A 25,920-nucleotide genomic window follows, 5' to 3' on the forward strand; every position below is an offset into this window, starting at 1 on the left:
CACAGCGTCCGCCACCGCCTGAAGCTGGCTCTCGGGAAGCGCGCGAAGAGCAGACGTCTCGTCAAGCCCGTCGAGGATCGAGGTTTCTATCCGTGACAATGGCTCACTCACTTCTTTGAATCAGGTAACCGATCGACAGCGCGCCCCACCTGCCGCTATCGGCTTCGGGCGAGACATCCGTCGATCCTGGCTTTGGCGACTTTCATGCAGCGTGGCCGCCGTGACCAACGCGCATTATAACGCTACCGTCGGTCAATGCCACGTCGCCATATCGAGTCTTCTGGCCGTGCCCCACGCATTTGGTGCCTGGAACGGCCGAAGGAGGTAAGGATTTGTGGCTGATCGATCAATGTCGAAGATTGGCTTTTCGCACGGCGATGACTTCACGGCGAGCCCGAATGACCTGTTGTCGACCCCTGTCCGCGATGGTGCTCTTGGGCCTTTCTGCCTGTGTGACGCTTTGTCCTGAACCATCGGTGGCGTCTCCCCGGTCCGGCCAGGGCGTCTGGGACGGCGTCCCGGCGCCGGTCTTCGAATTCAAGCTCCCATGCGACAGACTCGATGGGTGCAGCCATCCCGGCGCGTCGCAGCAGCCCGACCGGCGGGTCCACCCCTTCGAGGGAACGCTCGGCCGGCCCTGTGGCTATCGCTGGCGTCCGACCCCCTCCGGCACGCGCAAGGTCCGGGTTTGCTATTGAGGGTCATCCTTCCGGAAGCCGCCTCGCCGAGGGTGCGCCTCAGGCGGCTGCCACATGCGGCGGCGTTCCTGTTCGTCGGAATGTTGGTTTCGGCGGAGGAGAGCCGGGCGGGCGTCGCCTGCCCCTCCCTGTTCGCTCGCGGACAGATACCGGTGATCGTCAACCGCAAGCTCTCCGCTGAGACGACGAGCCTCTGCTACGAGGCTTTCGCGGTGCTGCATTCGGGCGTGTCGCGCACCCCCGTCTACGCCTCCGAATATCTGACGCGGGCGAGCGTCTCTGCGGCGCGCATCGTCGATCGGACCGATTCCTTCCACGAGGAAGACCGACTGCCGGCGGCTAGCCGCGCCCGGCTCGACGATTATGTCCGTAGTGGCTTCGACCGGGGCCATATGGCGCCTGCCGGGGACATGCCGAGTGAGGCGGCGCAAGCCGAATCCTTCACGCTGGCCAATGTGGTGCCCCAGGACCGTGCCCTGAACCGGGGCCTGTGGGCTGCGATCGAGGAGAGCGTCCGACGCCTCGCCGTGGCGCGGGGGCAGCTCTTCGTCGTCACCGGGACGATCTATTCGGGCACGAGCATCGACTCTCTCGACGGGCGTGTCCTAGTGCCGACGTCGCTGTTCAAGGCGGTGTACGATCCGGCCCGCGGCGAGGCGGCGGCTTATCTCGTGCCGAACCGCGCCGATGCGGACTGGCGGTCGATCCCGCTCGACGAGTTGACGACGCTCTCGGGGATCGACGTCTTTCCCGGGCTCGTCGCTTCCATGATGGACCTGCCCGAACCGCGCACCTATTCCCGGGGCGACACGGCGGGTGGGCGACCGAAAGGGCGCACGCGCGATGAGCCGAGCTTCGAGGAATGGGCCCTTGCAACCCTCGAGCGGATCGCGCGGCGTGTGCTTCGCGAGTTTCTGAAGTCGATCTTCTGAACGCTCGAACGAGACGAGAGGCGGATATGACGAAGCCGGATGAGACCGGAACGGCCACGATGAGGACGGAACCTGACGCCTTCACGCCCTTCGCGGATGACGCCACGGTCGAGACCATCGGCGGCCTCTCGGTGGAGAACGGCACCCTGGCGATCGCCCTTCACGGCAGCCTCGACCTCTCACGGGACAAAGCGGGGCTGGAACGGGCGCGCAGGCTCAGAACCATCGCAGAGGAGATCGTCGCCGTGCTCGAAACGGCCGACCTGCCGGACGAGGTGACGCGAACGGCCTCGAACACGCGAAAAGTCGAGAACCCTTTCGCGTGAGCCGCTTCGGCGTAGCTTCGACCCCGCGCAGAAAGGGCTCTTCCGCTCCGCTTGCGGACCATACCCGTTCTTGCCGCTGACCCGCCGCCCTGGTAGGTCCAACCATTGTCCGACGCGGTGCGGTTTCAAGGATGGCACGACGCCGTTCGATGCCACCGCACGTGGGATGGACCGGGCAGACCAGAGCAACGCGCGCCGCCCTCATGGCGCGCGACCTCGGCGGCGAGCCCCATTCACGCCATTTCCGGCGGCCGATCAAGCGCCCAAGCGCCGCGCCGCCCAGCAATAGTCAAGGATACCGGACGCTCATGGCGCGCGAATTCATCTACCACATGAAGGGTCTGACAAAGACCTATACCGGCGGCAAGAAGATCCTCGATAACGTCAACCTGTCGTTCTATCCGGACGCCAAGATCGGCGTGCTCGGCATCAACGGCTCGGGCAAGTCGACCCTGCTCAAGATCATGGCCGGCATCGACACAGAATGGACCGGCGAGGGCTTCGTCGCCCAGGGCGCCCGCGTCGGCTACCTGCCGCAGGAGCCGCAGCTCGATCCCAACAAGTCGGTGCGCGAGAACGTGATGGAGGGCGTCGCCGAGAAGCAGGCGCTGCTCGACCGCTACAACGAACTCGCGATGAACTATTCCGAGGAGACGGCGGACGAGATGACCGCCCTCCAGGACCAGATCGAAGCCAAGGATCTGTGGGAGCTCGACTCGAAGGTCGATCAGGCCATGGAGGCCCTCGGCTGCCCCAGCGACGAGCAGCCGGTCGCCACCCTGTCGGGCGGCGAGCGCCGCCGCGTGGCGCTCTGCAAGCTGCTGCTCTGGGAGCCGGAACTGCTCCTCCTCGACGAGCCCACCAACCATCTCGACGCCGAGACGGTGAACTGGCTCGAAGGCCACCTGAAGCAATATCCCGGCGCGATCCTGATCGTGACCCACGATCGCTACTTCCTCGACAACGTCACCGGCTGGATCCTCGAACTCGACCGCACCCGCGGCTACCCCTACGAGGGCAACTACTCCGCCTGGTTGATTCAGAAGCAGAAGCGCCTCGCCCAGGAAGGCCGTGAGGATATGGCGCGCCAGCGCGCCATCAATCGCGAGCAGGAATGGATCTCGGCCTCGCCCAAGGCCCGCCAGTCGAAGTCGAAGGCCCGCATCACCCGCTACGAGGAGCTCGTGGCGAAGTCTCAGGACAAGATCGACGCTTCGGCCCAGATCGTCATCCCGATCGACGAGCGCCTCGGCAACAACGTCATCGAGTTCGAGCACCTCAACAAGGCGTTCGGCGACCGCCTGCTGATCGAGGACCTGTCGTTCAAATTGCCTCCCGGCGGTATCGTCGGCGTCATCGGGCCGAACGGCGCCGGCAAGACCACGTTGTTCAAGATGATCACCGGCCAGGAGAAGCCCGATGGCGGCACCATCTCCGTCGGCGAGACCGTGCATCTCGGCTATGTCGACCAGTCGCGCGACGCCCTCGATCCCGGCGCCACGGTCTGGCAGGAAGTCTCGGGCGGCAACGACATCATTTATTTCAACAAGCGCGAGATCAATTCCCGCGCCTATTGCGCGGCCTTCGCCTTCAAGGGCTCCGACCAGCAGAAGAAGGTCGGCACACTGTCGGGCGGTGAGCGCAACCGCGTGCATCTGGCCCGCACGCTCAAGGGCGGTGCCAACGTGCTGCTGCTCGACGAGCCCACCAACGATCTCGACATGGAGACCCTGCGGGCGCTGGAAGAGGCGTTGGAGGATTATGCCGGCTGCGCCGTCATCATCAGCCACGATCGCTGGTTCCTGAACCGCATCGCGACCCACATCCTCGCTTTCGAGGGCGAGAGCCATGTGGAATGGTTCGAGGGCAACTTCTCGGATTACGAAGAGGACAAGAAGCGTCGCCTCGGCGCCGATTCCCTCATGCCGAAGAAGATCAAGTACAAGAAGTTCTCGCGCTGACGACGCGGCCCGGTCCAAGACCGGGCCGATTTCGTATGTCCGGCCCTTGGCCGGGCGGGAGGCCGAGGCGACGATGCCGCACTTGATCGATCGGGTAGCGGCATTGTTCTTGCAAAGCCCTGCAGAACTCCACCCGGTCTTCACCTAAGACCGGCACGATGTCGGCAGGAGGCTCAGCGTTGAAGCAAAGATGATCGAAACGTTACCGATCTCGATGTCTTCGTCTTTTCGCCCCGTCGAACGAAATTTCTAAGGGCGCCGCCTCCGTATCGATGGAGATCGGCCGACGACGCTCGTTTCTACGTTAGGGTGTGGCTCGGGGGTCATAGGCGAGCCGTTTGAGAGGGGCTAATTTGACCTCAAGGTCAGCCCCCACGGACATCCTCATCATGATCGCGAAGCTTCTTCTCGCCGGCACCGCCTCCGTTCTTCTGGCCGGCGCCGCTTCGGCCGCGGATCTTCCGCGCCGCGCCGCTCCCCCGCCGGTCTTCTCGCCCGTCCCGGTCTTCACCTGGACCGGCTTCTATCTCGGCACCCACAGCTCCTACGCCTGGAGCGACGATCAGACGATCCGCACCACCGGCAACGAATTCAACACGCGCGAGAACGTGCGTCTGGACCGTCGCCCCGGCACGTTCCGTTCCGAGCAGGACGGTATCGGCAATGTCGGCGGCGGCATCGGCTACAACTATCAGCTGACCCCCGGTTCAGGCTTCGTCCTCGGCGTCAATGCCGACGTGACCTGGACCGACATCAGCAAGAGCTACGCCTATTTCGGCCCCAGCAGCACGGTTGGAGGCCCCCTCAATCCCGCTAACCTGCGCCAGCGCCTCGACTATCTCGGCACCGTCCAGGGCCGCATCGGCTACGCCTTCGACACGGTCCTCGTCTACGGCACCGGCGGCTTCGCCTACGGCAACGTCAATTACGGCGCCAACTTCTTCAACGGCGCCGGCGCTCTGGCCTATGCCGGCCGCTATAACGACATGGAGACCGGCTACGCTTATGGCGGCGGCATCGAGTGGGCGATCCCCACCGACAGCTTCCTCAACCGTTTCAACTTCATCGGCAGCTTCATCGGCGCCAGCGCCATCACGCTGAAGGCCGAGTACCTGCATTACGACCTCGGCAGCCGCAACGTCCTGGTGAACAACACCGGCCTCGGCGCTCCCTCGACCGGTTCCTACACCTCGCGCTTCAGCACCGAGGGCAACCTTATCAAGGCCGGCTTCAACTACAAGTTCGGCGGCCTCTGAGGTTCGACTCTGCCGGAGCGGTCTTCGCTTCGGTAGTAGAACGACAGCGAAAGCCATCAAACGGCCCGGTCCCCAGGACCGGGCCGTTTTCTCATGATATCAATCCGGCTGCTCCGGCCGGTGGGCGCATTCAAGTCGTCGCGTGCACGCTCAACGCGGCTCGCAGATCGGCGCCATCGACAAGCTTTCGGTTCTGTCTCGCGAGACCCGCCAGCAGCGCCCGGTCCGGGAACGGGCAGTAGGGCAGGGCCTCCGCCACCATGCCTTCGCCTAGGATACCTGCGGCGAGATCGTCGAGCACCCCATCGAGGAGGACGCGCCCCCTCTCATGCAGCAGGATCGCCGCGCGGGTGGCGGTGGTGCCGGACGGAAAGTCCGATGCTTCCTGGGCGAGGATCGCCCCCGCGTCGATTGCTGGCGTCAAGCGATGGATCGTGACGCCGAAGCCGGGAACCTCCTCTGCCAGCGCGTGGATCGTCGGCACCGGCCCACGATGGCGCGGCAGCAGGCCGGGATGGACGTTGATTCCTCCAAGCGGCGCCAATGCCAGGGTCGCGGCGGAAAAGATCTGGTCGAAATGGAACGCGACGATGAGGTCCGGCACATGGGCCTCGAAGGCCTGGACCACATCCGATCCGTTGACGTCATCGATGCGGAGAGTCGGAATACCGAGCGTCCGGCACAATGCCTTGAGCGGCGTCGCCGTGGCCACATGTCCAGCCCCCGTCAAGCGCCGCAGCATTCCCGATGCCGGAGCCAGCAGATCGGGCAGACCGAAATTCACCGCGAGATAGGGCAGGAATGCCGGGCCCGACCGGGCGAGGTGGCGCCGGACCTGGCCGGTGAGACCACCCGAGTTCGGACGCTCCGCATTCGACAGCCCGACAAAGGCGATGTCGCCGGCATGGTCCTGCACGAACTGGCGGGCGGCACGGGCATTCGGCAACGCTTCGAGCACGAACAATGCGATACGGGGGCGCGTCATCGCTTGCTACGCCCGACCTTGAACCGGAAACCGCGCATGGAGCGGCGTCGCAGGCTCTCCGGCAGCAAGGCCGATCCGCGTGCCAGGGAGGCGAGGGGCTCTGGGAAGGCGATGATGTCGAGGTCGCGGGCGAGGCCGCGCGCGATGCGGATAGCCGCCTCCTCGGCACTCATCTCCATCGGACGCCAGCCCTCGTAATCCCCACCCATGGTGGTTTTCACGTAACCGGGAGTCACCACGTTCATCCGGACGCCACGCGGACCGAGCTTGGCGCGCAGCGCCAATCCGTGGGCGAGCAAAGCCGCCTTGGTACCACTATAGGCCGGTGCGTCGGGCAAGGGCGCGAAGGCCGCGAGAGACGAGATCAGTGCGATCTGGCCGCTCCCGCGCGCCAGCATCAGGGTCACGCAGGGTAGGGCGACATTCAGTGCGCCGTTGAGATTGACGTCGACGGTCTCGAACGCCATCGCCTCGGTCTCGATATCCCCACCGGGATGGCCGCCGTTGATGCCGGCATTGACGATGACGAGATCGAGGGGCGTCACCGCGTGCGTCTCGCGTAGCCATTCGCCCACGGCCTGCCTGTCGCGCACGTCGATGGACCGGGCCGCCACGGTTGCGCCGAGGTCGCGGCACGCGGCGGCGACGGTATTCAGCCTGTCGATGCCACGCGCATTCAGAACGAGATGCGTGCCGGGCGCAGCGTAATGCCGGGCGAGAGCCGCGCCGATACCGCTCGACGCACCGGTGATGAGAATGACGGGCATGAGGCCTGTTCTAGAGCATCACCCTGGCAAGCGGGAACCCGTTCTCGGACAAGATGATGCCGTGCCGATATGAAGGCGCACCGTCCCCGGAATGAGTCGAAGCCCGGCGGCGCTCGGTCAATAGACCGGCGCGAGTTCCGGCGTCGTCGTCGTGCGCTCGCGAATCACCCTTGCGGCGGCCAGGGCCGGTGCAGGCAGACGGGCTTCGAGGCGCGAGACGCTCCCCGCCACGGCTCGGTCGATCGACGGACGGGAGAAGAATCCGCCATTGACCTGGGTCCGATGCAAGACGACCCGACGAAAATCCGCGACCAGCTGCATGTCGGGAGCTTCCGGCTTCTTCCAGAAGGTGTCGAGCCCACCCTGATGCGTGAGGCCGGGTATGTTGTAGATCGCATCACCCGCGGCGACCGTCGGACGGCCGAGCTCAAGGGACAGCATCCCTACCGTGCTGTTCACCAGGACGACGCCTCGGCTGCCGGCGATGAGGTTCGGCAGGTCGCCGCCATCGATGAAATCGAGCCGGTCTTCTACGCCATGACGCCGGGCGGAGTTCCTGGCGTGTTTGCGCCAATTGACCAGCCCGCTGTCGAGGGGGTGAAGCTTGATCAGTAGGCGCGCGGCGGTGCTGGCATGGGCGGCAAAGGACGCGATGGCCCGGTCCATGAACCCTTCGACCCCCAGAAAGGGCGAGTGGATGCGAATCTGGTAATCGCTGTCGAGCTGCAATGGCAGCAGGAAATACTCGTGCTTGCGCGCCAGATAGATTTCATTGAGTTCCCGCGCCTGGCGGCGTGTACTGGCCCGGCCGGCGAACTTCTTGATCCAACCGACATATTCCGCCGCGATATGAATCGGTCGGTGGCTGCGAAAATGTGGGAAGAAATAGGGAAAGCCGATATTGGCGACGTTGTAGGCCACATCCCACAGGCTGCGCCGGGCCATGTCACCGCTCGCCGGCATAGCGCGGCCGGCCAGCGGCAGGCGGCGGGCGATGGCGTGGATCTCGTCGGGACAGCGAGGCAGCGAGGAATGGCCGTTGACACCGCCGAGTTCGCACGTGACCCAGTTCGGCCGCAGATAGCCTTCCTCGAACACGTGGATACGGACGCCGAGGGGGCTTGCGGCCTCTCGCGCCGCGACATGATACGGCCGGCAATCGCCGAACAGCACGATATCGGTCACGCCGTGCTCGACGATATAGCCGGCGATATAGGCATCCCAGCCGTCGCGAGGGCCGCGATAATTGTCGGAGCCGAGGCGCCAGAACAGCCAGTCGCCCGATGAAAAGTTGATACGTCGAACCCGATGGCCGCGCTTGAGGAGCGCTTGGCCGAGATCCGCAAAGAAGGGCGACGCGATCCCCTGCAGAAACAGGAAGGTCGCTGGCCTCTCGCGTGTCGTGTCTACGCGTGTCGGCAACATGCGGAAGTGCTTGCTCCTGCGCCCTGCGAGGGCGTGTCGAATGGGCACGTGAGAGCCCTGATCGCACGGATGGTGCATTGCGGCAATTGGGTAGCACGGGGTCCTTAACGGAATTTCTGGCCGCGTGATGTGTCTGCAACATGACGCGCTGGCGACGCCTTTGAGATCCCGAACTCGAACGCTTCGATTGCCCGTTCTCCCACGAGATCGGATCGCGTGACGGCGCGGATCGTCGTATGCCTGCGGCCCCGCATAACCGGATCCGCCATAACCATTGCCCGAGCTTTCGCCACCTTTCCCCCCGGCCGCCTCGTCGGTGCCCCGGCCGCTGCTTGCCACGAGCCGGCCGATTCGGGCTCTGCGAGCCGAGATCGAATCCGTGACCGGTCTCGCCTTCGCTCAAGCCTGGGCTCCGGGCGCCATCGGGGTGATCTGGGGACGGCGCGGGCTTGCCGGGTGGTGCCTGCAAATGGCGAGTCGCCGGCTCCTCTCCGTCGAACCGGGGCCTCTGCTCAGCCCCTACGATTCTCCCGAAAGGGGTCTGTCCAGCCTGCGCTTCACCCTTGACGGAGTTCCGTTCGGTGGCGAGGCCGGGATCCATGCGTTCGACCCTTGGACTCGGCAGCCGATCAGCCTCGGCGAATGCCGCGATCGGGTGGCCTGGCTGGAACGCCGGTTCCGCGACAACGATAGCCTCACCGTCCTCGTCGGCATCTCGCGCTGGAAGCGGCCGGCCCTCGATGTCTTCGTCGGCGGACCGGCGGGTAAGCCCGTTTACGCCATGAATGCCGAGGAGGCGGTGGCGAAGGCGAGGAGCAGGGGACAAGCCGGAAAGGCCCGCATCCTCGCCTGGGCGACGCGGATGCCGGCACATTTGCCGTCGCTCTGCGCGGAGCACGGTATTCCCCTGGCCCGGATCGAGGACGGATTCCTGCGGTCGGTGGGGCTTGGAGCGAGCCTACAGCCGGGCGCTTCTATCGTCGTGGATGACAGCGGCATCTATTACGACCCCCGCACCGAAAGCCGCCTCGCTCGCATCCTGAAGAACGAGGATTTCTCGCCCGAGCTCGTGGCCAGGGCCTCGCTCCTGCGCCGGCTCGTGGTGGAACGGCGCCTGACGAAATACAATGTCGGGCTCGCCGGAAATGCATCGGGGTGGCCCGAGGATCGGCGCATCGTGCTGGTGCCGGGGCAGGTCGAGGACGATGCCTCGGTGCGCCACGGCTCACCGCATGTCCGCTCGAATCTCGAACTCCTGCGCGCGGCCCGCAGCCGGAATCCGGGAGCATTTCTACTCTATAAACCGCATCCCGACGTGGAGGCCGGCTTCCGGCCGGGCGCGATCCCGGAGGCCGAGGTTCTGGCCCTGGCCGACAGGATCGTGGCGGGGCTCTCCATCGTCGACCTCCTCGACCGGGCGCACCATGTGGAGACGATGACCTCGCTTGCCGGATTCGAGGCGCTGATCCGAGGCTTGAGCGTGGCGGTCCATGGCCGCCCCTTCTATGCCGGCTGGGGGCTCACCGAGGATCTCGCACCGGGCGCCGACAGGGGGCGGCGGCTCGCCCTCGACGAACTCGTCGCAGGAGCGCTTCTCGTCTACCCGCTCTATCTCGATCCCGTGGCGATGAAGCCGTGCACGCCCGAGCAACTCCTCGAGCGGCTGAGCCAGAGCCGAGAGGCCGCCGCCCCCTCGAAGCTCGCCCTCAGTCGCAGGGCACAGACCGTCATGCGCCTACGCTACGCCGTTCTGAACCCCATCGTCCGCCTGATCCGGGCGCGACGGGGGATCGGGCGAGGCGGCGACAAGTGATGACTCTGCTCGCAGCTCTCAGCTTGGCGTTGATCGGCTCCCTCGCCATCGAGGCGTGGGATGGTGCGGGCCGGCGGCCAATCGGCAGACGCCCCAGCGAGCTGGCCGTACGACTTGGCGGCTATGCGCTCCTGACGATATTCTGGTTCTGCTTCTCCTGGCGCCCCTGGCTCGCGTCCTTTTCCTGCCTGCTCACCGTCGCGATCCTGGTCGTGGTCAGCCGGTTGAAGCAGGCGGTGATCGGCGAGCCGCTGGTCTTCAGCGATTTCGCCCTGTTGCGCCAGGTGCCTCGCCATCCGGACCTCTATTATACGAGACCGATTACCGACCCGCGCATGGCTGTCCCCCTCGGGGCAAGCCTCGTCGTCGTCGCCCTGTGGTACTGGATCGAGCCTAGCGCGCTGCCTCAAGAGCCGAGCGTCGCCGTCGTCTCGCTTATCGGTCTGCCTTGCCTCCTGGTCGGATTGGCCTCCGGCCTCGCCACTGGAATGGCGGCGCCATGGCTCGCGACCCGGTTTCCCCGACCCGATCTCGACGCGGATTGCGCCCGCTACGGGCTGCCGGCCACGATCATCGCCTATACCCTGCGCTGGACGAGCGACGTGCCGGCTCCCGAACCGGACGATACCGCTGCGCCCGGGCCGGCCGCTCCGGCACCGGTCATTGTCGTCGTCCAGCTCGAATCCTTCGTCGATCCGGCCCGGCTCGGCGGTCCGGATCTGCCATTGATGGAGACGATCCGCCACCGTGCCTCGCGCTATGGCCGGCTGACGGTCCCAGCCCACGGTGCCTACACGATGCGGACGGAGCACGCCCTCCTCACCGGACGAGAACCGGAAAGCCTCGGGTTCGGGCGCTACGATCCCTATCTCAGCGGCGGTGGCGACGAACCGACGAGCCTTGCCCGGCTTGCATCGGGGGCAGGGTACGCCACCGTGTTCGTGCATCCCTTCCACCGCGACTTCTTCCAGCGCGCCGAGGTGATGCGGCGGTTCGGTTTCACCCGGCTGGTGATGGAGGATGATTTCATCGGGGCCGCGAGAATCGGGCCCTATATCGCCGATGAGGCCGTCATGGCCCGCATCCTGGCGGAGGTCGATGCGGTGCAAGAGCCCATTTTCGTTTTCGCCGTGACCATGGAGAACCATGGGCCGTGGAAACGCGGGCGGCTCGACGGCATCACCGAGCCGCTGGACCAGTATCTCCACCACGTGGCCCATACCGGCCGGGCCGTCGAGACCTTGATCGAAGGTCTGGAAGGGCGCGATGCGATCCTGTGCGTCTATGGCGATCACGCCCCATCCCTGCCGACCTGCACGCCCGGCTTCGGCGATACAGCTACCGATTACGCGATCTTCGGCTTCGGAGCGTTCAGGGAAACGCCGCAGCGCATCGATATGAGCGCCGACGGACTCGGTCGTTTCCTCCGATTCCGCATCGGGGAGCGCTCGGCAGACGAGGCCGGATCGGCTATCGCCTCACCATCGTACTGACACGAACGTGACCGACGCGAGACCGCGCATCGCTTCGACCATGCGATAGTAGAGCGATCGTTAAACGATCGAAGAGTTTTGGCGCTATGAAAGGTGGACCGTTCGAAAGGTCCGCTCTCGCACAGGCCCACGTGGCCAGCCAGCGAGACTGGAGATGACGGACGGTGCGTATCCGCCGACCCGACACGTGATCTGACAAGGCACTCGTCGCGGGGGCGGGTCTAGGAGAGTTCGATGTTTCCCAAAGCCACCCTGGCCATTGCCATCGCCGTCACGGTGTCCGGCTGCAACGCCTTCCTGCCCGCCGCCGGTCCGTCGACCTCGGCCGTGGTGGACGGCGCGGATCAGTCGACGAGCGAAGGGACCTTCGCCCGCTACGAGTTCATCGACGTGAACGCCGCGGTGGTGGAGGCCCTGCGCGGACGCCCCCTCGACAGCCTGCTCTCCTCGTTCGGGGATGGACGCATGCCCTCGGAAGCGGTGATCGGCATTGGCGACGCCGTGGCCGTCTCGGTGTTCGAAGCCGGATCGGGTGGCCTCTATTCCGGACCGCTCACGGTCAACTCGATGTCCGCCGGCTCGAAGGCGGCGCAGCTGCCCGAGCAGGTCGTCTCGCGCGATGGCGCGATCTCGGTCCCCTATGCCGGTCGGATCAAGGTCGCGGGGCGCCGCGCCCAGGACGTCCAGTCGCTGATCGAGACCGAGCTCGCCGGCAAGGCGATCCAGCCTCAGGTGATCGTCACCGTGAGCCGCCCGGTCTCGCAATCCGTCACGGTAGGCGGCGAGGCGGTGGGCGGTGCCCGCGTTCCGCTCGGCACCCAGGGCGATCGCATCCTCGACGTCATCGCCACCGCCGGTGGCGTAAGAGCCCCGGTCAGCGAAACCTTCGTGCGTCTGTCGCGCAACGGCAGGACCGCGACGGTGCCGCTGACGACCGTGGTGTCGAACCCCAAGGAAAACATCTACCTGCGCCCCAACGACAACCTCACCCTGGTGCGCGATCCCCAGACCTTCCTGGCCATCGGGGCCCTGGGCTCGTCGAATGAAATCCCGTTCCAGGCCGAGGGCATCACTTTGGCGCAGGCGCTGGCCAAGGCGCGCGGCCAGAGCGACGCCGATGCCGACCCCACCGGCACGTTCCTGTTCCGCTTCGAGCCGGCGCCGGTGGTCCGTCGCCTGAAGCCCGGAAGCCCGCTTCTCGGTACGCCGCTCGTCCCTGTGGTCTATCGGTTCGACATGCGCGACCCGAACAGCCTGTTCCTCACCCAGGCCTTCCGCATGCGCAACCGCGATATGGTCTACGTCTCGAACGCGCCGTTCACCGAGATCAAGAAGATCCTCTCCGTCTTCGCCGCGGCGGCCCAGCCGATCACGACCGGCGCACGCGTGGGCGGAGCGTTCTGAGAAGGAGCGCAAGGGCTCCGGCAATCCCGTACGCCCATACCGACAGGAGACGGGGCGTCCGGCGTGAGCTTCGGACGGCTTGGGCTCAGGGCCGCATTGCCATCATCGTCATCCCATCGTCACGGCATCCCATCGGATGATGCCGTGACACGTGTCGGCCGAGCCGGTCGAATGACCTCAGGGCTTGCCGCGCTTGGCCATCAGCTGCTCGATGAGGGAGCCACCCTTCTCGATCTCCGCGAGTTCCTCGGCCACTGCCGTCACGGTCTCGCGGATCTGCTCCGGCGTGTGTTCGGAGGTGATGAAGAAGCGCAGGCGCGAAGAGCGCTCGGGCACCGCCGGATGGATGATCGGCTGCACGTTGATGCCGCGCTTGTACAGGCGGTCCGACAAGGTGACCGATTTCAGCGAATCGCCGACGATGACGGGAATCACGGCGAGGCCGAGGCTCGTTCCGGTATCGAGCCCATGCTTCTTGGCGCATGACAGGAACAGGTGGCCGTTCTGGCGCAGTCGCTCGACCCGGTGCGGCTCGGCCTGCATCAGGGCAAGGGACGCCTCGGCGGCGGCGGCCAGCGGCGGGGACAGGCCGACGCTGTAGATGAAGCCCCCGGCGGTGCATTTGAGGTACTCGATCAGGGCCGCCGGGCCGGCGATGTAGCCGCCGCAGGACGACAGGGTCTTCGAGAGCGTGCCCATCCAGATATCGACGAGGTGCGAATCGACGTCGCAATGCTCAGCGAGCCCGGTTCCCGTACGGCCGAGGACGCCGAGCCCGTGGGCATCGTCCACCATCAGCCAGGCATCGTAGCGCTGTTTCAGGGCGACGAGGCCGGCGAGGTCCGGCGCATCCCCGTCCATGCTGTAGAGGCCTTCGACCACGATCAGTGCGCGGCGATGCTCGTGGCGCGTGGCGCCGAGCAGGGTCTCCAGGGCGTTGAGATCGTTATGGGCGAAGGAGCGACGCTGGGCTCCCGAGAGCTGGGCCCCGGTGACGATGCTATTATGGCTCAGCGCATCGTGAAAGATCACGTCACCGGGTTCCAGCAGCGCACCGATCGTCGTGACGTTGGTGGCGTGGCCGCTCACCATCACGACGCAGGCTTCGGTCTCGTAATGGTCGGCCAGCGCCTGTTCGAGGCGGATATGGCCTGGGCGCTCGCCGGCGACGATCCGGCTCGCGGAGGCCGAGGTGCCGAACTCGTCGATGGCCCTGCGCGCCGCCTCGCTGACGTCGGGATGTCCGTTGAGCCCGAGATAATCGTAGGACGAGAAATTGACGAAGCCCTTGCCGGCGATGCGCGTCGTGGCGCCCGCCCTGGTCTCGTGGACCCGGAAGAACGGATTGCCGAGGCCGATCAGGTCGGCGGCCGAGCGCTGCAGCCGCAACTCGCGGTAGCCCGGCAGGGTCTCGAATTTCTGCACCGATGCGTCCGTGGCCTTCGGCTCGGGGCGGGGCGCTGCCTGCCGGTTGGCATTGCGGCCGAGCCGGTTGGTGACGAAGCCCGCGAGCGCCGCGCGGCCGCCGTCGGGGCGGGCTGGATTACTCATGCGTGTTGAATCTTCCGATTGACCGATGCCGCCGAACGCGACCGGCCTTTCGGCCGGCCGCGCGGATCATGGCAGAATTTCTTTGATCTGGAGACTGTTCTGCTCGACGAGCTCGTGGAACGGCTCGAGTGTGCGGACATCCACGCCTTCGCTGGCATGGCGCTGGGCGAGGCTCATTACCGCCGCCGAGGCCTCATCGACCGGCGCCGCCACGGACTGGATCAGCGTTTCTGCCAGTTCGACGACGGTCAGGCCCGAGGAGATACCCGAAGGCGGCGCGTCGAGGGCGAAGCGCTCCTGCAGGCTGGCGCCCAGTTCCACACCCATCAGCGAGTCGAGGCCGATCTCGGAGAGGTGGCGGACACGGCTGATATCGTCCTTGGGCAGACGCAGGATGCGGGCAATGTCCTCAACGATGGCATCGGACACGGTCTTGCGCACCGCATCGAGGTCCAGGCTCTTGAGCAAACCACCGATATCGATGGCGGTCACGGTGCCGGATTCCGCCTGCTGGTCGGAACCGAGATCGCCGTAGCTCGGCGAGCGCATGGTCGCGAGACGCTCGCGCGCCTTGCCCCAATGCATCGAGGCAATGGCCAGGACGGCATCGTCGGGTGACGAGCCTTGCCCTTCCAGGGCCCCGGCCATGAGGTCGAGGGAGCGGCGGGCATCCATCGGCGTCACGCCGACGCGGCCGGCCAGGGTCTCCATCACCGCGCGGTTGCGCGCCAGTACGCCGACATCGCCGATCGCGCCCCAGGCGACCGCGAGGGCGGGCAGTCCCAGCGCCTTGCGACGGCGGGCAAGCCCCTCCATGAAACCGTTGGCCGCGACGTAGGCGCCCTGTCCCGGATTGCCGATGAAGGTCGTGGCCGAGGAGAACAGCACGAAGTAGTCGAGCTGCCGCTCGCGGGTGGCTGCATCCAGATGCTCCGCGCCGACGACCTTCGGGCGGATGACCGCGTCGAGGGCAGCCGCGTCGAGATTGGCGATGAGGCCATCCTGCAGCACCATCGCCCCATGGATCACGCCGGCGAGCCTGCGGCCGTCGCCCTCGACCTCGGCAAGGAGATCGTCCACCGCCTCGCGACTGGTGATGTCGCAGGCCATCGCCGCGACGCTGACGCCACGGACCGCCAGATCGGCCACCACCTGCTTGGCTTCAGGGCTCGAGGCGCCCTTTCGGCCGACCAGAACCAAGTGACGGGCTCCCCGGTCGGCGAGCCACCGGGCTGCCTCGATGCCGAAGCCGCCGAGCCCCCCGGTGATGAGATGGACGCCCTCCGACGAGACCCGGAAGTCGGACTTGCGCTCGACCACGATGCTGCCCGGCTTCGGCGGGGCGATGACGATCTTCCCCACATGCCCGGATTGCTGCATCAGCCGGAACGCGTCCGAGACCTCGTCGGCGGTGAAGGGCTGGAACGGCAGGGGCTTGAGACCGCCTTCCGTGAACAGGGCCATCACCTCTCGGAACAGACGCGCCCCGTCCTCACCCTGGTGCTGGAGCACCTGATCGAGATCGACGCCGAAATAGGAGAGGTTCCGGCGGAACGGGCGCAGGCCGATATGGGTGTTGGCGACATAGTCGCGCTTGCCCAGCTCGATGAAGCGACCGAACGGCTTCAGGCAGTTCAGGCTGCGTTCCATCGCTTCGCCGAACAGGCTGTTCACCACGATGCCGACCCCGTCGCCCGTGATCCGGCGGACCTCGTCGACGAAGGCGAGGGAGCGGGAATCGAGGACGTGCTCGGCCCCGAGAGCCTTCACCAGCGCACGCTTCTCGCGCGACCCGGCGGTGGCGATGACGCGGGCTCCCTTCAGCTTGGCGATCTGCAGGGCGGCGAGCCCGACGCCACCGGCACCACCATGGACCAGCACCCATTCGCCGCGCCGCAGCCGGGCGCAGCTGACGAGGCTGTAATAAGCGGTGAGGAAGGCCACCGGCACGGTGGCCGCCGCCTGCGGGTCGAGGCCGGGTGGGCTCGGCGCCACCACGAGCTCGGGCACCACGATATGGGTCGAGAAGCCCGATTGCGCGAAGGCGACGACAGGGTCGCCCACCTTGAAGGCGGCGACACCCTTGCCGACCGAGACGACGCGACCGGCGACTTCGAGGCCTAGACGCGGACCGGCGAAGCCATCCTCCAGGATCTCCTCCGGGAGCATCGACAGGGCCCAGAGCACGTCGCGGAAGTTGAGGCCCGTGGCCTCCACGGCGATCTCGACCTCGCCGCGTCCGGGCGTGCGCCGCTCGGCCGGTCCCCAACGCATGTCGTTGAGGCCGCCGGTGACGCTGCGCTCGAGCTGCGCGGCTGGAGCCGCTACGGCATCGGAGGCGGGACGGCGTGAAAGCTGCCCCGGCGCGAACCGGATCACGCGGGTGGCGTCCGCGTCGAGGATGATCTCCGTCTCGGTGGTGCCGGACAGGATCACGTCACGCAGGCGCTCGGATGCCTGCTTGCTCGGCATCGCAGCGGTGAGATCGATGCGGCGAATGTCGAGGGTAGCGACCTCGTTGGCGAGGGTGCGGGTGAAGGCCCAGAGGCCCGCTTCCACCGCTCCGTCGGCGTCTCCGTCATGACGCGTCGCGCCCGGACAGATGACCCAGAGGCGGGTCTGACGGGTCCCGAGATGTTCGACGCAGCGCTTGAGACCGAGGCAGCGTTCGCGCAACCGGTCGGCGGCGTCGCCCTTGGTGTCGAAGGCTCCGGCGAGGAACACCACCGTATCGGGGGTCTCGCGTTCGAGTTCGAGCAGCGATTGCTCGGAATCGAGGATGATCGAGACATGGACACCGGCGGCGACGAGGAGCGTCGCCAGCGACGAGGCGGTTTCCGCCGCGAAGGAATCCTGCGACCCGATGATGAAGGTGAAGGTCTGGCCGGTGGAGGCCTTTGCCCGTACCGGTGCCTCGGCGAGGAAGAGAAGATCGTCGCCATTGGCCGAGACCGCCCGGTCGACGGCGACGCGGACGAGACCGGTATCGCTGAGCGAACGTTGCCAGCCGGTGATGTCGTCGAGGCGTCCCAGGGGCATCCCGTCCAGACTCTCGAACCAATCCGGCAGCAGACCGAAAACGAGATCGCGGAAGAGCGAAGCGCCCGGCTCCACCGCCAGCAGGAACCCACCCGTGGCGAGGGCGTCGGCGATCTTGCCGAGAAGGCCGCGCTCGGTCCGGTGCAGGACGTTGCTTGCCAGGATCGCGTCGAAGCCGCCTTCCGTCAGGTCGGCTTCGTCCTCGATCACGGTGACGCCGCGCGGCAGGGCGAGGCGAGCGCGCTCGGCGAGGCGGCGATCGGTCTCGAACACCGTAAGGTGCGCGGCGATTCCATCGGCGATGGCGGCCGCCTGGGCCGAGAGCGGCCCGAACCCGAGCTGAAGCAGGCGCAGGGACCGGTCCGTCGGAAGGTCGGCGCGGGCGCCGTCGAGGATACCGGCGATCACATCCGAGGATGCACGAGCGCTGGCGCTACGCAGGACGAAGGCGTCGAGAGCGTTCTGCGACAGGGTGGGCTGGCTCGCGAGGTCACCGTCGAGGAGGCGGGAGACGACGGCGCCGAGATCCGCCGTGAGCACCAGTTCGGCGGACAATTCGGGATGGTCGGCCGCGATCCAACGCATGATCTCGTCGGGGGCGGGCAGGGTCACGTCCTTGCGCAGAGTCCAACGCGTTCCGTCGAGGGTGGCGAGCCCGCTGCTCTCGAGGGCGTAGAGGGCGTTCAGCAGCCAGGGCCGCATCGATTCCGGCACACGATCGTCGATGGCGACGGTGCCCGAGCGCTGCAGCCCTTCGGCCATGCGGTAGGCGAGGGAGGTGGCCCAGCCTTCGAGGAGAAGATGGCCCGGCGAGAGTGCAGCATCGGCGGGCGCGAGAGCCGCCTTGATGCCTGGACGGACCGCATCGGCGATGCGGGCGCGGCGATCGAGGGGGATCGCGGTCGGCTCCGTGGCGAGTTCCGACCTCTGCGCGATGGCGTAGGCGGCGAGATCCTGGCCGGACTTGGCGCGCAAGGCCTGGAACCGGCCTTCCCGCAGGGTCGCGATGACGTCGCCGGCCTCATCCACCAAGGTGAAGTCAGCGAGAATGCTGCGCTCGTTGCAGCGCCGCGTGCGGATCATCGCCCGGGCGATGACGGCACCGGGCCGAATCAGCCGGATCTCGCCGAAACGCACCGGCACATAGGCCTTGGTCGATCCCTCGCCCAACAGGTCGGCGAAGAGCAGGATCAGGCCGTGGAAACAGGCATCGAGCCGCGCCGGCACGAGGCCGAAGCGCGTATCCGGCTCCGCCGGCTTGAGTTCGGAGACGATCACGGTCTCGTCCACACGGGCGCTGAGGGCCACTTGGCGGAAGCTCGGCCCGAAATCGAGACCTGAGGCGGCGGCGAGACGATACAGCCCCTCTCCCTCGACGGCGTTCTCGGCCGGGATGATGATGTCCTGCCGGGGACGCGCCGCGAAGGTGCCGTCCACGATCTTGGCGGAGGCGTGCAACTGCCAGCCCGCCTGGGTCAGCCGAGGCCGGCTGAGGATCTGGATCTGGTTGCCGCTGCCCGAGAGCCGCACGGCGACTTCGCGGAGGGCGTCCTCACCGAAGACCATCGGCGACTGGATTTCGAACTCGGCGAGGACGACGTCGTCGCTGCGCATCGCCTCGCGGGCGACACCCAAAGCCATCTCGATGAAGGCCGCACCGGGCAGGATCGCTTGGCCGTCGATACGGTGGTCATCGAGTTCCGGCACCGTGGCGATGTCGAGATGGCCGTTCCACTCGAGCCCGTCGGCCGAAAGGCGCGATCCGTAGAGCGGATGATAGGCGCGGGCCGTCGCGGCGCCCACGCCTTCCGAGGTCTCCGACAGCCGGAACGGCCGACGCTGCCAGGGATAGGTCGGAAGCGCGACATCGCCCTTCGGGTTCTCGCCGAAGACCGCCGCCTCGTCGACGGCGGCACCGTGGACGAGGGCCGAGGCCAGGGCGCGGGCGAAGGGGTCACTGCCAACGGGTTTGTTGGTGAGGACGCCGACCGTTGCGTTCTCGATGCCGAGGGGCTCGATGCAATCGCCGATATGCGGCAGCAGGGTCGCCCTTGGGCCGACCTCGACGAAGATGCGGGCGCCCTTGCGGGTCGCTTCCTGGACAGCCTCGCAGAAGCGCACCGGCTCGCGGATGTTGCGCCACCAATAGCCGGCGTCGAACTCCCCGCCCTGCAGCACGGCCCCGGTCACGGTGGAGACCATGGGGATCGTGCCGGGATGCGGCTTCAATCCTCCGAGATCGCGCAGCAGCGGCTTCTCGGTCGGGTTCATCAGCCGGCCGTGGAAGGGGTAGGCGAGGTCGAGCTTGCGACCACGGCGGCGCTTGCGCGCCAGCGCCTTCATGGCCGCGTCGATATCGGCGACCGGGCCCGCCACGGTGACGGCCTTCGGGCTGTTATAGGCGGCGATGTCGAGGCTCGGATAATCCTCGAGGAAGATCTCGATCTCCTCCACGGGTGCCAGCAGCACCGCCATGGTGCCGAGGCCGCGCGTCGTCTCCTGATGCTGGCTGCGGTAGAAGATGACCTTCACCGCCTGTTCCAGGCTCAGGATGCCGGCTCCCTCGGCCGCCGCAATCTCACCCACGCTGTGGCCGAGCACGTAGGACGGGACGAGACCGGCGGCCTTCAGGGCCGTGGTCGAAGCGCTGGAAATGGCGAAGATCAGCGGCTGCGAGACCCGCGTGAGGACCATGCGCTCGGCCAGATCCTCGGCGAACAGAGCTTCCTTCAGCGACCAGCCCGAGATCTCGGCGAACAGGACGTCGATCCGGTCGAAGGCCGACCGGTAGATGGCGTTGCGGTCATAGGCCTCCCGGCCCATCCCGACCCATTGGCTGCCATTGCCGGAATAGACGAACGCGATCTCGGCGCTACGGTCGACGGCGGTGCCGACCCGGGCGATGTCGGTCTCCTCGGCATCGGCGACCGCGCGCAAGGTGGCGGGCAGGTCTGCGTCCATGGGCATGGCGAGGCGGGCCGACAGTCGCTCGCGGCGATGAGCGGCGGCGGCGGCGATCCGCACGGTCTCGGCGGAATCTGCGCGTTCGAACCGATCGGCGTAGTCGAGAGCGAGTTCGTTCAGCGCGGCGCGGCTCTGGGCAGAGAGGAGTAGTAATTCTGGCCCGCGCCCGGCATCGCTCGAGGCAGAGGCCGGCGCGCCGTCGGTGAGGACGATGTGGGCGTTTGTGCCGCCGAAGCCGAAGGAGTTGACGCCGGCGAAACGCTCACCCCGGCCACGCGGGATCGCCAGCGGCGCGGTGACCACCGAGAGATTGAGCTTGGTGAAGGGAATGTCGGGATTGAGAACGGTCGCATGCAGCGAGGGCGGCAGCAGATCGTGCTCGAGGGCGAGACTTGCCTTCAGAAGACCGGCGAGGCCCGAGACCGGCTCGGTATGTCCGATATTGCTCTTGATCGAGCCGATCGGCAGCGGCTCCTTGCGGGGCCGGCCGATCTTCCCACCGATGGCGCCGGCCTCGATCGGGTCGCCCACCGCCGTGCCGGTGCCGTGCGCTTCCACGAAGGCGACCGCATCGAAATCGATCTCGGCCTCGCGATAGACCTGTTCGAGCAGCGCACCCTGTGCGTAGCCGGAAGGCAGGGAGATGCCGGTGGTCCGGCCGTCGGAATTCACGCCGCTCGCCGCAATGACGCCACGCACGGTATCGCCGTCGCGCGAAGCGGCCCGCGCCGATTTCAGGACGAGAACGACGCCGCCCTCGGACCGGACATAGCCGTCGGCATTGGCCGAGAAGGCTTGGCACAGCCCGGTCCGCGACAGCATCTGCGCGTTGGAAAAGCAGATGAAGTTGAAGGGGCTGGCGAGCAGGTTCACGCCCGCCACGACCGCGGTGTCGATCCGGCCACTGGCGATCGCCGCGACGGCGGCATCGAGCGCTACGAGCGAAGAGGAGCAAGCTGTATCGACGGTGAAGCTCGGCCCCTTCAGGTCGTAGATGTAGGAAATCCGGTTGGACAGGATCGAGAGCGTGTTGCCGGTCGCCGCATAGGCATCACCCGACGAGGTATCGAGGACGCGCAGGTTTCCGTAGTCGAGGGACGAGGCGCCGACGAACACCCCGATCTGCGACCCCGCCACGGCGGAGGGACGCAGACCCGCATCCTCCAGGGCCTCCCAGGTCAGTTCGAGGAGGAGCCGCTGCTGCGGGTCCATCTGCTCGGCTTCGCGGGGCGAAATGCCGAAGACGCCGGGATCGAACGACCAGATGTCGTCCAAGACGCCCGCCGACCATGTGTAGCTCTTGCCGCGCTCCTGCGCGCGTGGATGGCCGAACCGCTCCAACGACCAGCGATCGTCAGGGATACGCCCGACGGCGCAGCGGCCCTCGCTCAGAAGCTGCCACAGGCCATCGACGCTTGCAGCGCCGGGCAACCGGCACGAACGGCCGACGATCGCTATGTCTGTACGCTTGATCACGTTCGGTTCGCACACGCTCTTGATCGAGGACATCGCCGTCTCGCACCTGCAGCGGACAACCGACGTGAGGATGCATAATATGCAGCCGGAACCGTGTCCAACCCATGGCAGCTTTGCTGCAGCAGAGAGGCCGGAGGGATTTCAAGATACGGATAGTTTCACGGGCTGATAAAAATCACACAGTCATGATTACGGCAGCATTCAATATAGGCCGCTACTTCAACCGCACGTCTGAAACTGTACAAACTTATCCCGCATCGGCATAATATCAAACATTATTAACGCACCGCGCCATCGGTTTTCAGAATTATTATTGTATTACTACAATAAAAAATCGACACTTAGTAACAAACGTGACTTAATTTGCATAACTCAACAATCTATGCATCAGAAAATCCCCAATGCTAATGCACCTGTCATATTTGTGATAGTATAGTAAAATGTGATTTATAGCATATTCTTCGACTATCATGAAGGTGTCGATTTTTCCATTTTCCTTATTGATAATGCCTGGAGTAAAAATCCACTTACGCTCCTTCACGATATTCATTCAAGCACCTCTATGCTGCGCCGCAACATAAATGCCTCACTTAGAGCTCGATGGGATAGGGTGGTCCCATCGAAGAAAACGCGGCCCGGATCGAAGGAACGCCTGCTTTCCGCGAAAAGGCCCTTGACGCCCGTTCCAGCCGAAAGCTATACGCCGCTCCTCGCTGCAGCGGAAACGCTTCAGCCGGGGCGCGTAGCTCAGCGGGAGAGCACTACCTTGACATGGTAGGGGTCACAGGTTCGATCCCTGTCGCGCCCACCATTTCCCTTCGGGCGAGATGGACGAGAGAACAAAAGCCCCGGAAACGGGGCTTTTTCTCGTTCTGGCAGCCCCTCCGTCGTGAACGCACGACTTGCTCGTACGTCGAGGCTTCCGCGTCCATCGCGCCCCAGGCAGCGAATGGCAGTTGTCTCATGCCAGCCACTGTCACGCTTGCGTGAGCCGCCGTCCCGGTCACAGAACCGCCTCAGACAAAGAGTGTAAGGCGAGCGCTTTCATTCGGTGCCGGGCATCTCGGCCACCGTGCCGGATGCCGGAGATAATGATGAGCCGAAACTTGGCATTCTCGAATGCGGTCGGACGGTTCGGCCTCGGATGCAGCGCCATCGATCTGCGCGCCCTCGACGATCCGCGCGGCTACGTTCGCGCTCAGCTCGACATGTCGGTGACGGCGCCCGAAGCCAAACTGATGTCAACGACCGATCAGCTGCAGGCAATGATGCATCGTCGTCAGCTCGCGAAGCAGCGCCGCGAAGCGATGGCGGATGCGGACGGTGCCAAGGTCAAGCTAGGCAGCAATATGCAAGATGGTGCCATGGCGATGGCACCCGGCGCAGAGCCATCAATGGGTGGCGGCATGATGGAGAACGACTCCGAGGCCAAGGCCACTCAGGGGTCGATCACGAAGAACGCCGATGAGCTGATCACCTGGCTCAGACTGGCGGCGGCGACCGAGGCACCACTGCACGAGCGGCTGTTTCTACACTGGACCAATCACTTCACCATCGGGGCTGGGAAGGGGAAATCCAGCCTTACGGCGGGTTCGTTCCAGCGCGAAGCCATTCGGCCATTCATTCTCGGCCGCTTTCACGACATGGCCAAGGCGGCGATCCTGCACGCCTCCATGCTCTATTATCTCGACAACGCATCCTCGATCGGCCCCGATTCTAAAGTCGGGCGCATCAAGAAATCCGGCCTCAACGAGAATCTCGGACGCGAGGTGCTCGAACTCCACACACTCGGCGTCGACGGGGGCTACAGTCAGGCCGACGTCACGGCATTGGCCTCCGTCCTCACGGGCTGGACCGTGGATCTCAACCCAAAATCCGAGACTTTCGGCGAGGTGGTGTTCCGTGAACGGCTGCATCAACCAGGGCCGAAGACCATCCTCGGTAAGCGTTACGCGGAAGCGGGAGCAGAGGAGTTTCCCGCGGTCCTAGCCGATCTCGTCCGCCACCCATCCACGGCACGCTACGTGACGCGACGGATGGCGCGTGCGTTCGTATCGGAAAAGGCGTCGGACTCTCTTCAGAAGAACCTCGCCAAGGCCTTTCAGGACAGCGACGGCGACCTGAAGGCCGTGACCGCCGCGCTGATCCAAAACGACGAGGCCTGGACCGCCGCTCCCGTGAAGCTCCGCTCGCCGATCGAGTTCCTCGCCGCGACCGGTCGCCTCCTCGGACAAGCGCCGGTTAGGCCATCGCCGAAAGCCTCGCTTCTCGCGATGGGCCAGCCGTTCCTGGCCGCCCCGTCACCCAAAGGATGGGCCGAGGAAGACGATGCCTGGGCGACCTCGGATGGCATCAAGAGCCGGATCGACTGGGCACAGCAATGCGCGACGTTCAACGCGAACCATGTCGATATCCGCAAACTCGTGGACGACCGGATCGGCGGCTATTTCTCGGATGAGACCCGGCGCGTCATCAGGCAGGGCGAAAGCCCCGAACAGGCATTGGCCTTGCTGATGCTCAGTCCGGAATTCCAGCGGCGCTAGCCGGTCGAGAGGCGATGACCCCATGAATCCTCAGGAACACGCCCACCTGCCGACGCGCCGCAACCTGCTGCTCGGCGCCGGCGCCCTCTTCGCCTGGCCCTATGTGCCGAAGGTCTGGGCCGCGTCCGGCCGCGACCCGCGCTTCCTCGTGGTGGTGCTGCGCGGTGGGCTCGACGGCCTGTCGGCCGTGATGCCGGTGGGCGATCCGCAATTCGCTTCGATCCGCTCTGGCTTCAAGCTGTCCCCGATGCACACGCCCTTCCGGCTCGATCCGCTGTTCTCGCTCAATCCGGCCATGCCGAACCTGGCCGACCTCTATGCCAAGCGCGAGGCCACGCTGTTCCATGCCGTCGCTACCCCCTACCGCGCCCGCTCGCATTTCGACGCGCAGGAGGTCCTCGAGAACGGGATGACGCGCTCCAGTTCCGGCGTCGATACCGGCTGGCTCAATCGCGCACTGTCCCTCATTCCGAAGGCCAAGGGCATCGAGCTGCGGCCGGCCAAGGCTCTCTCCGTCAGCGCGACGACACCGCTGATCCTGCGTGGTCCGGCCCAGGTCGAGACATGGCAGCCGCAGACTCTGCCCTACGCCTCGGCCGATACGCTGATGCGGCTTCAAGCGCTCTACGACGACAAGGACCAGGCCCTGGCAAATGCCCTGCGCGAGGGTGTGCAGGTCGACGATTTCATCGCCTCGGATCCGAGCATGGCGGCGATGGGCAAGCAGCCGTTGAGGGGCCCCAACAGCTTCGCCTCGGCCGCCCGCGCTGCGGCCTCGCTCATGGCGCCCGTCACCGGCCCCCGCATCGCCGTGATGAACTTCGACGGTTGGGACACACACTCGTCCCAGGGTCCCTATGAGGGGCGTCTCGCCAGGAACCTGGCCTCCCTCGATGCCGGAATAGCGGCGATCAAGGAGGGACTCGGCGCCTCATGGGCACAGACCTCCGTTCTGATCGTCACGGAATTCGGCCGCACCGTGCATGTGAACGGCTCCTCCGGCACCGATCACGGAACGGCGACGGTGGCCTTCCTCGTCGGAGGCGCGGTGGCAGGGGGACGGGTGATCGCCGATTGGCCGAGCCTGAAGGAAAGCGCCCTGTTCGAAGGTCGCGACCTCGCGCCGACGACGGATCTGCGCGCCGTGATGAAGGGCCTGCTGATCGATCAGTTCGGGTTCGAGGAGAAGGTCCTGTCGGAAAAGATCTTCCCCGGCAGCGAGAAGGCCCCCGGCATGAGGGATCTGCTTCGGGCCTGACCTGCGCGAGGCGCGGAGACTACGCCATC

The 25,920-nt window shown here is 66.0% G+C and carries 14 protein-coding genes and 1 tRNA gene; 10 read left to right on the forward strand and 5 right to left on the reverse strand.

Features of this window, described 5'->3' with window-relative positions; all coding sequences use genetic code 11:
- Positions 1-778: 778 nt before the first annotated feature.
- The 4 genes from ASF32_RS13200 (at position 779) to ASF32_RS13215 (ending at position 5,173) form a co-directional block, all read left to right on the forward strand.
- Positions 779-1,630: a DNA/RNA non-specific endonuclease gene (locus ASF32_RS13200; RefSeq protein ID WP_082470270.1), complete on the forward strand. Its 852-nt coding sequence runs from the start codon at positions 779-781 to the stop codon at positions 1,628-1,630.
- 26 nt (positions 1,631-1,656) lie between these two features.
- Positions 1,657-1,956, forward strand: a complete 300-nt coding sequence (locus ASF32_RS13205; protein WP_244483640.1) for a hypothetical protein — start codon at positions 1,657-1,659, stop codon at positions 1,954-1,956.
- Positions 1,957-2,264: 308 nt separating this feature from the next.
- Positions 2,265-3,917: an energy-dependent translational throttle protein EttA gene (gene ettA, locus ASF32_RS13210; RefSeq protein ID WP_056429151.1), complete on the forward strand. Its 1,653-nt coding sequence runs from the start codon at positions 2,265-2,267 to the stop codon at positions 3,915-3,917.
- Positions 3,918-4,306: 389 nt separating this feature from the next.
- Positions 4,307-5,173, forward strand: coding sequence for a porin family protein (locus ASF32_RS13215; protein WP_056429153.1), 867 nt, complete (start codon positions 4,307-4,309; stop codon positions 5,171-5,173).
- A gap of 130 nt (positions 5,174-5,303) precedes the next feature.
- Here the strand turns inward: ASF32_RS13215 and ASF32_RS13220 are convergent, their stop codons facing one another.
- The 3 genes from ASF32_RS13220 to ASF32_RS13230 all read right to left on the reverse strand — a co-directional run bounded on the left by ASF32_RS13220 (position 5,304) and on the right by ASF32_RS13230 (position 8,350).
- On the reverse strand, positions 5,304-6,158 hold the full coding sequence (locus tag ASF32_RS13220; RefSeq protein WP_056429156.1) for a formyltransferase family protein: 855 nt from the start codon (positions 6,156-6,158) through the stop codon (positions 5,304-5,306).
- Positions 6,155-6,925: an SDR family NAD(P)-dependent oxidoreductase gene (locus tag ASF32_RS13225; protein WP_056429160.1), complete on the reverse strand. Its 771-nt coding sequence runs from the start codon at positions 6,923-6,925 to the stop codon at positions 6,155-6,157. Before ASF32_RS13225 ends, ASF32_RS13220 begins: the two co-directional genes overlap by 4 nt.
- 117 nt (positions 6,926-7,042) lie before the next feature.
- Complete coding sequence (locus ASF32_RS13230) at positions 7,043-8,350, reverse strand: capsular biosynthesis protein (protein WP_056429163.1); 1,308 nt, start codon at positions 8,348-8,350, stop codon at positions 7,043-7,045.
- Between the two features lie 316 nt (positions 8,351-8,666).
- Between ASF32_RS13230 and ASF32_RS13235 the strand changes: the two genes are divergently transcribed.
- The 3 genes from ASF32_RS13235 (at position 8,667) to ASF32_RS13245 (ending at position 13,060) form a co-directional block, all read left to right on the forward strand.
- Positions 8,667-10,163: a capsular biosynthesis protein gene (locus tag ASF32_RS13235; RefSeq protein ID WP_348271425.1), complete on the forward strand. Its 1,497-nt coding sequence runs from the start codon at positions 8,667-8,669 to the stop codon at positions 10,161-10,163.
- Positions 10,163-11,656, forward strand: a complete 1,494-nt coding sequence (locus ASF32_RS13240) for an LTA synthase family protein (protein ID WP_056429166.1) — start codon at positions 10,163-10,165, stop codon at positions 11,654-11,656. Before ASF32_RS13235 ends, ASF32_RS13240 begins: the two co-directional genes overlap by 1 nt.
- A 234-nt stretch (positions 11,657-11,890) precedes the next feature.
- Positions 11,891-13,060, forward strand: coding sequence for a polysaccharide biosynthesis/export family protein (locus ASF32_RS13245; RefSeq protein ID WP_056429168.1), 1,170 nt, complete (start codon positions 11,891-11,893; stop codon positions 13,058-13,060).
- A gap of 177 nt (positions 13,061-13,237) precedes the next feature.
- Here ASF32_RS13245 and ASF32_RS13250 read toward each other — a convergent pair whose 3' ends face one another.
- Together ASF32_RS13250 and ASF32_RS13255 are read right to left on the reverse strand one after the other, a co-directional pair.
- A complete protein-coding gene (locus ASF32_RS13250) occupies positions 13,238-14,611 on the reverse strand; it encodes an aminotransferase class I/II-fold pyridoxal phosphate-dependent enzyme (RefSeq protein ID WP_056429169.1) in 1,374 nt (457 codons plus the stop codon).
- 66 nt (positions 14,612-14,677) lie between these two features.
- Positions 14,678-22,090, reverse strand: a complete 7,413-nt coding sequence (locus tag ASF32_RS13255) for a type I polyketide synthase (RefSeq protein WP_156467805.1) — start codon at positions 22,088-22,090, stop codon at positions 14,678-14,680.
- A gap of 736 nt (positions 22,091-22,826) precedes the next feature.
- Here ASF32_RS13255 and ASF32_RS13260 point away from each other — a divergent pair.
- The 3 genes from ASF32_RS13260 (at position 22,827) to ASF32_RS13270 (ending at position 25,891) form a co-directional block, all read left to right on the forward strand.
- Positions 22,827-22,901 (forward strand) — tRNA-Val (locus tag ASF32_RS13260).
- 295 nt (positions 22,902-23,196) lie between these two features.
- The gene (locus ASF32_RS13265; protein WP_244483642.1) at positions 23,197-24,633 is read left to right on the forward strand and encodes a DUF1800 family protein; all 1,437 of its coding nucleotides are present in this window, start codon (positions 23,197-23,199) and stop codon (positions 24,631-24,633) included.
- A gap of 22 nt (positions 24,634-24,655) precedes the next feature.
- Complete coding sequence (locus ASF32_RS13270) at positions 24,656-25,891, forward strand: DUF1501 domain-containing protein (protein ID WP_056429173.1); 1,236 nt, start codon at positions 24,656-24,658, stop codon at positions 25,889-25,891.
- Positions 25,892-25,920: the final 29 nt, after the last annotated feature.

Origin of the sequence: Methylobacterium sp. Leaf91, assembly GCF_001422815.1 — a bacterium.
Lineage (GTDB): Bacteria > Pseudomonadota > Alphaproteobacteria > Rhizobiales > Beijerinckiaceae > Methylobacterium.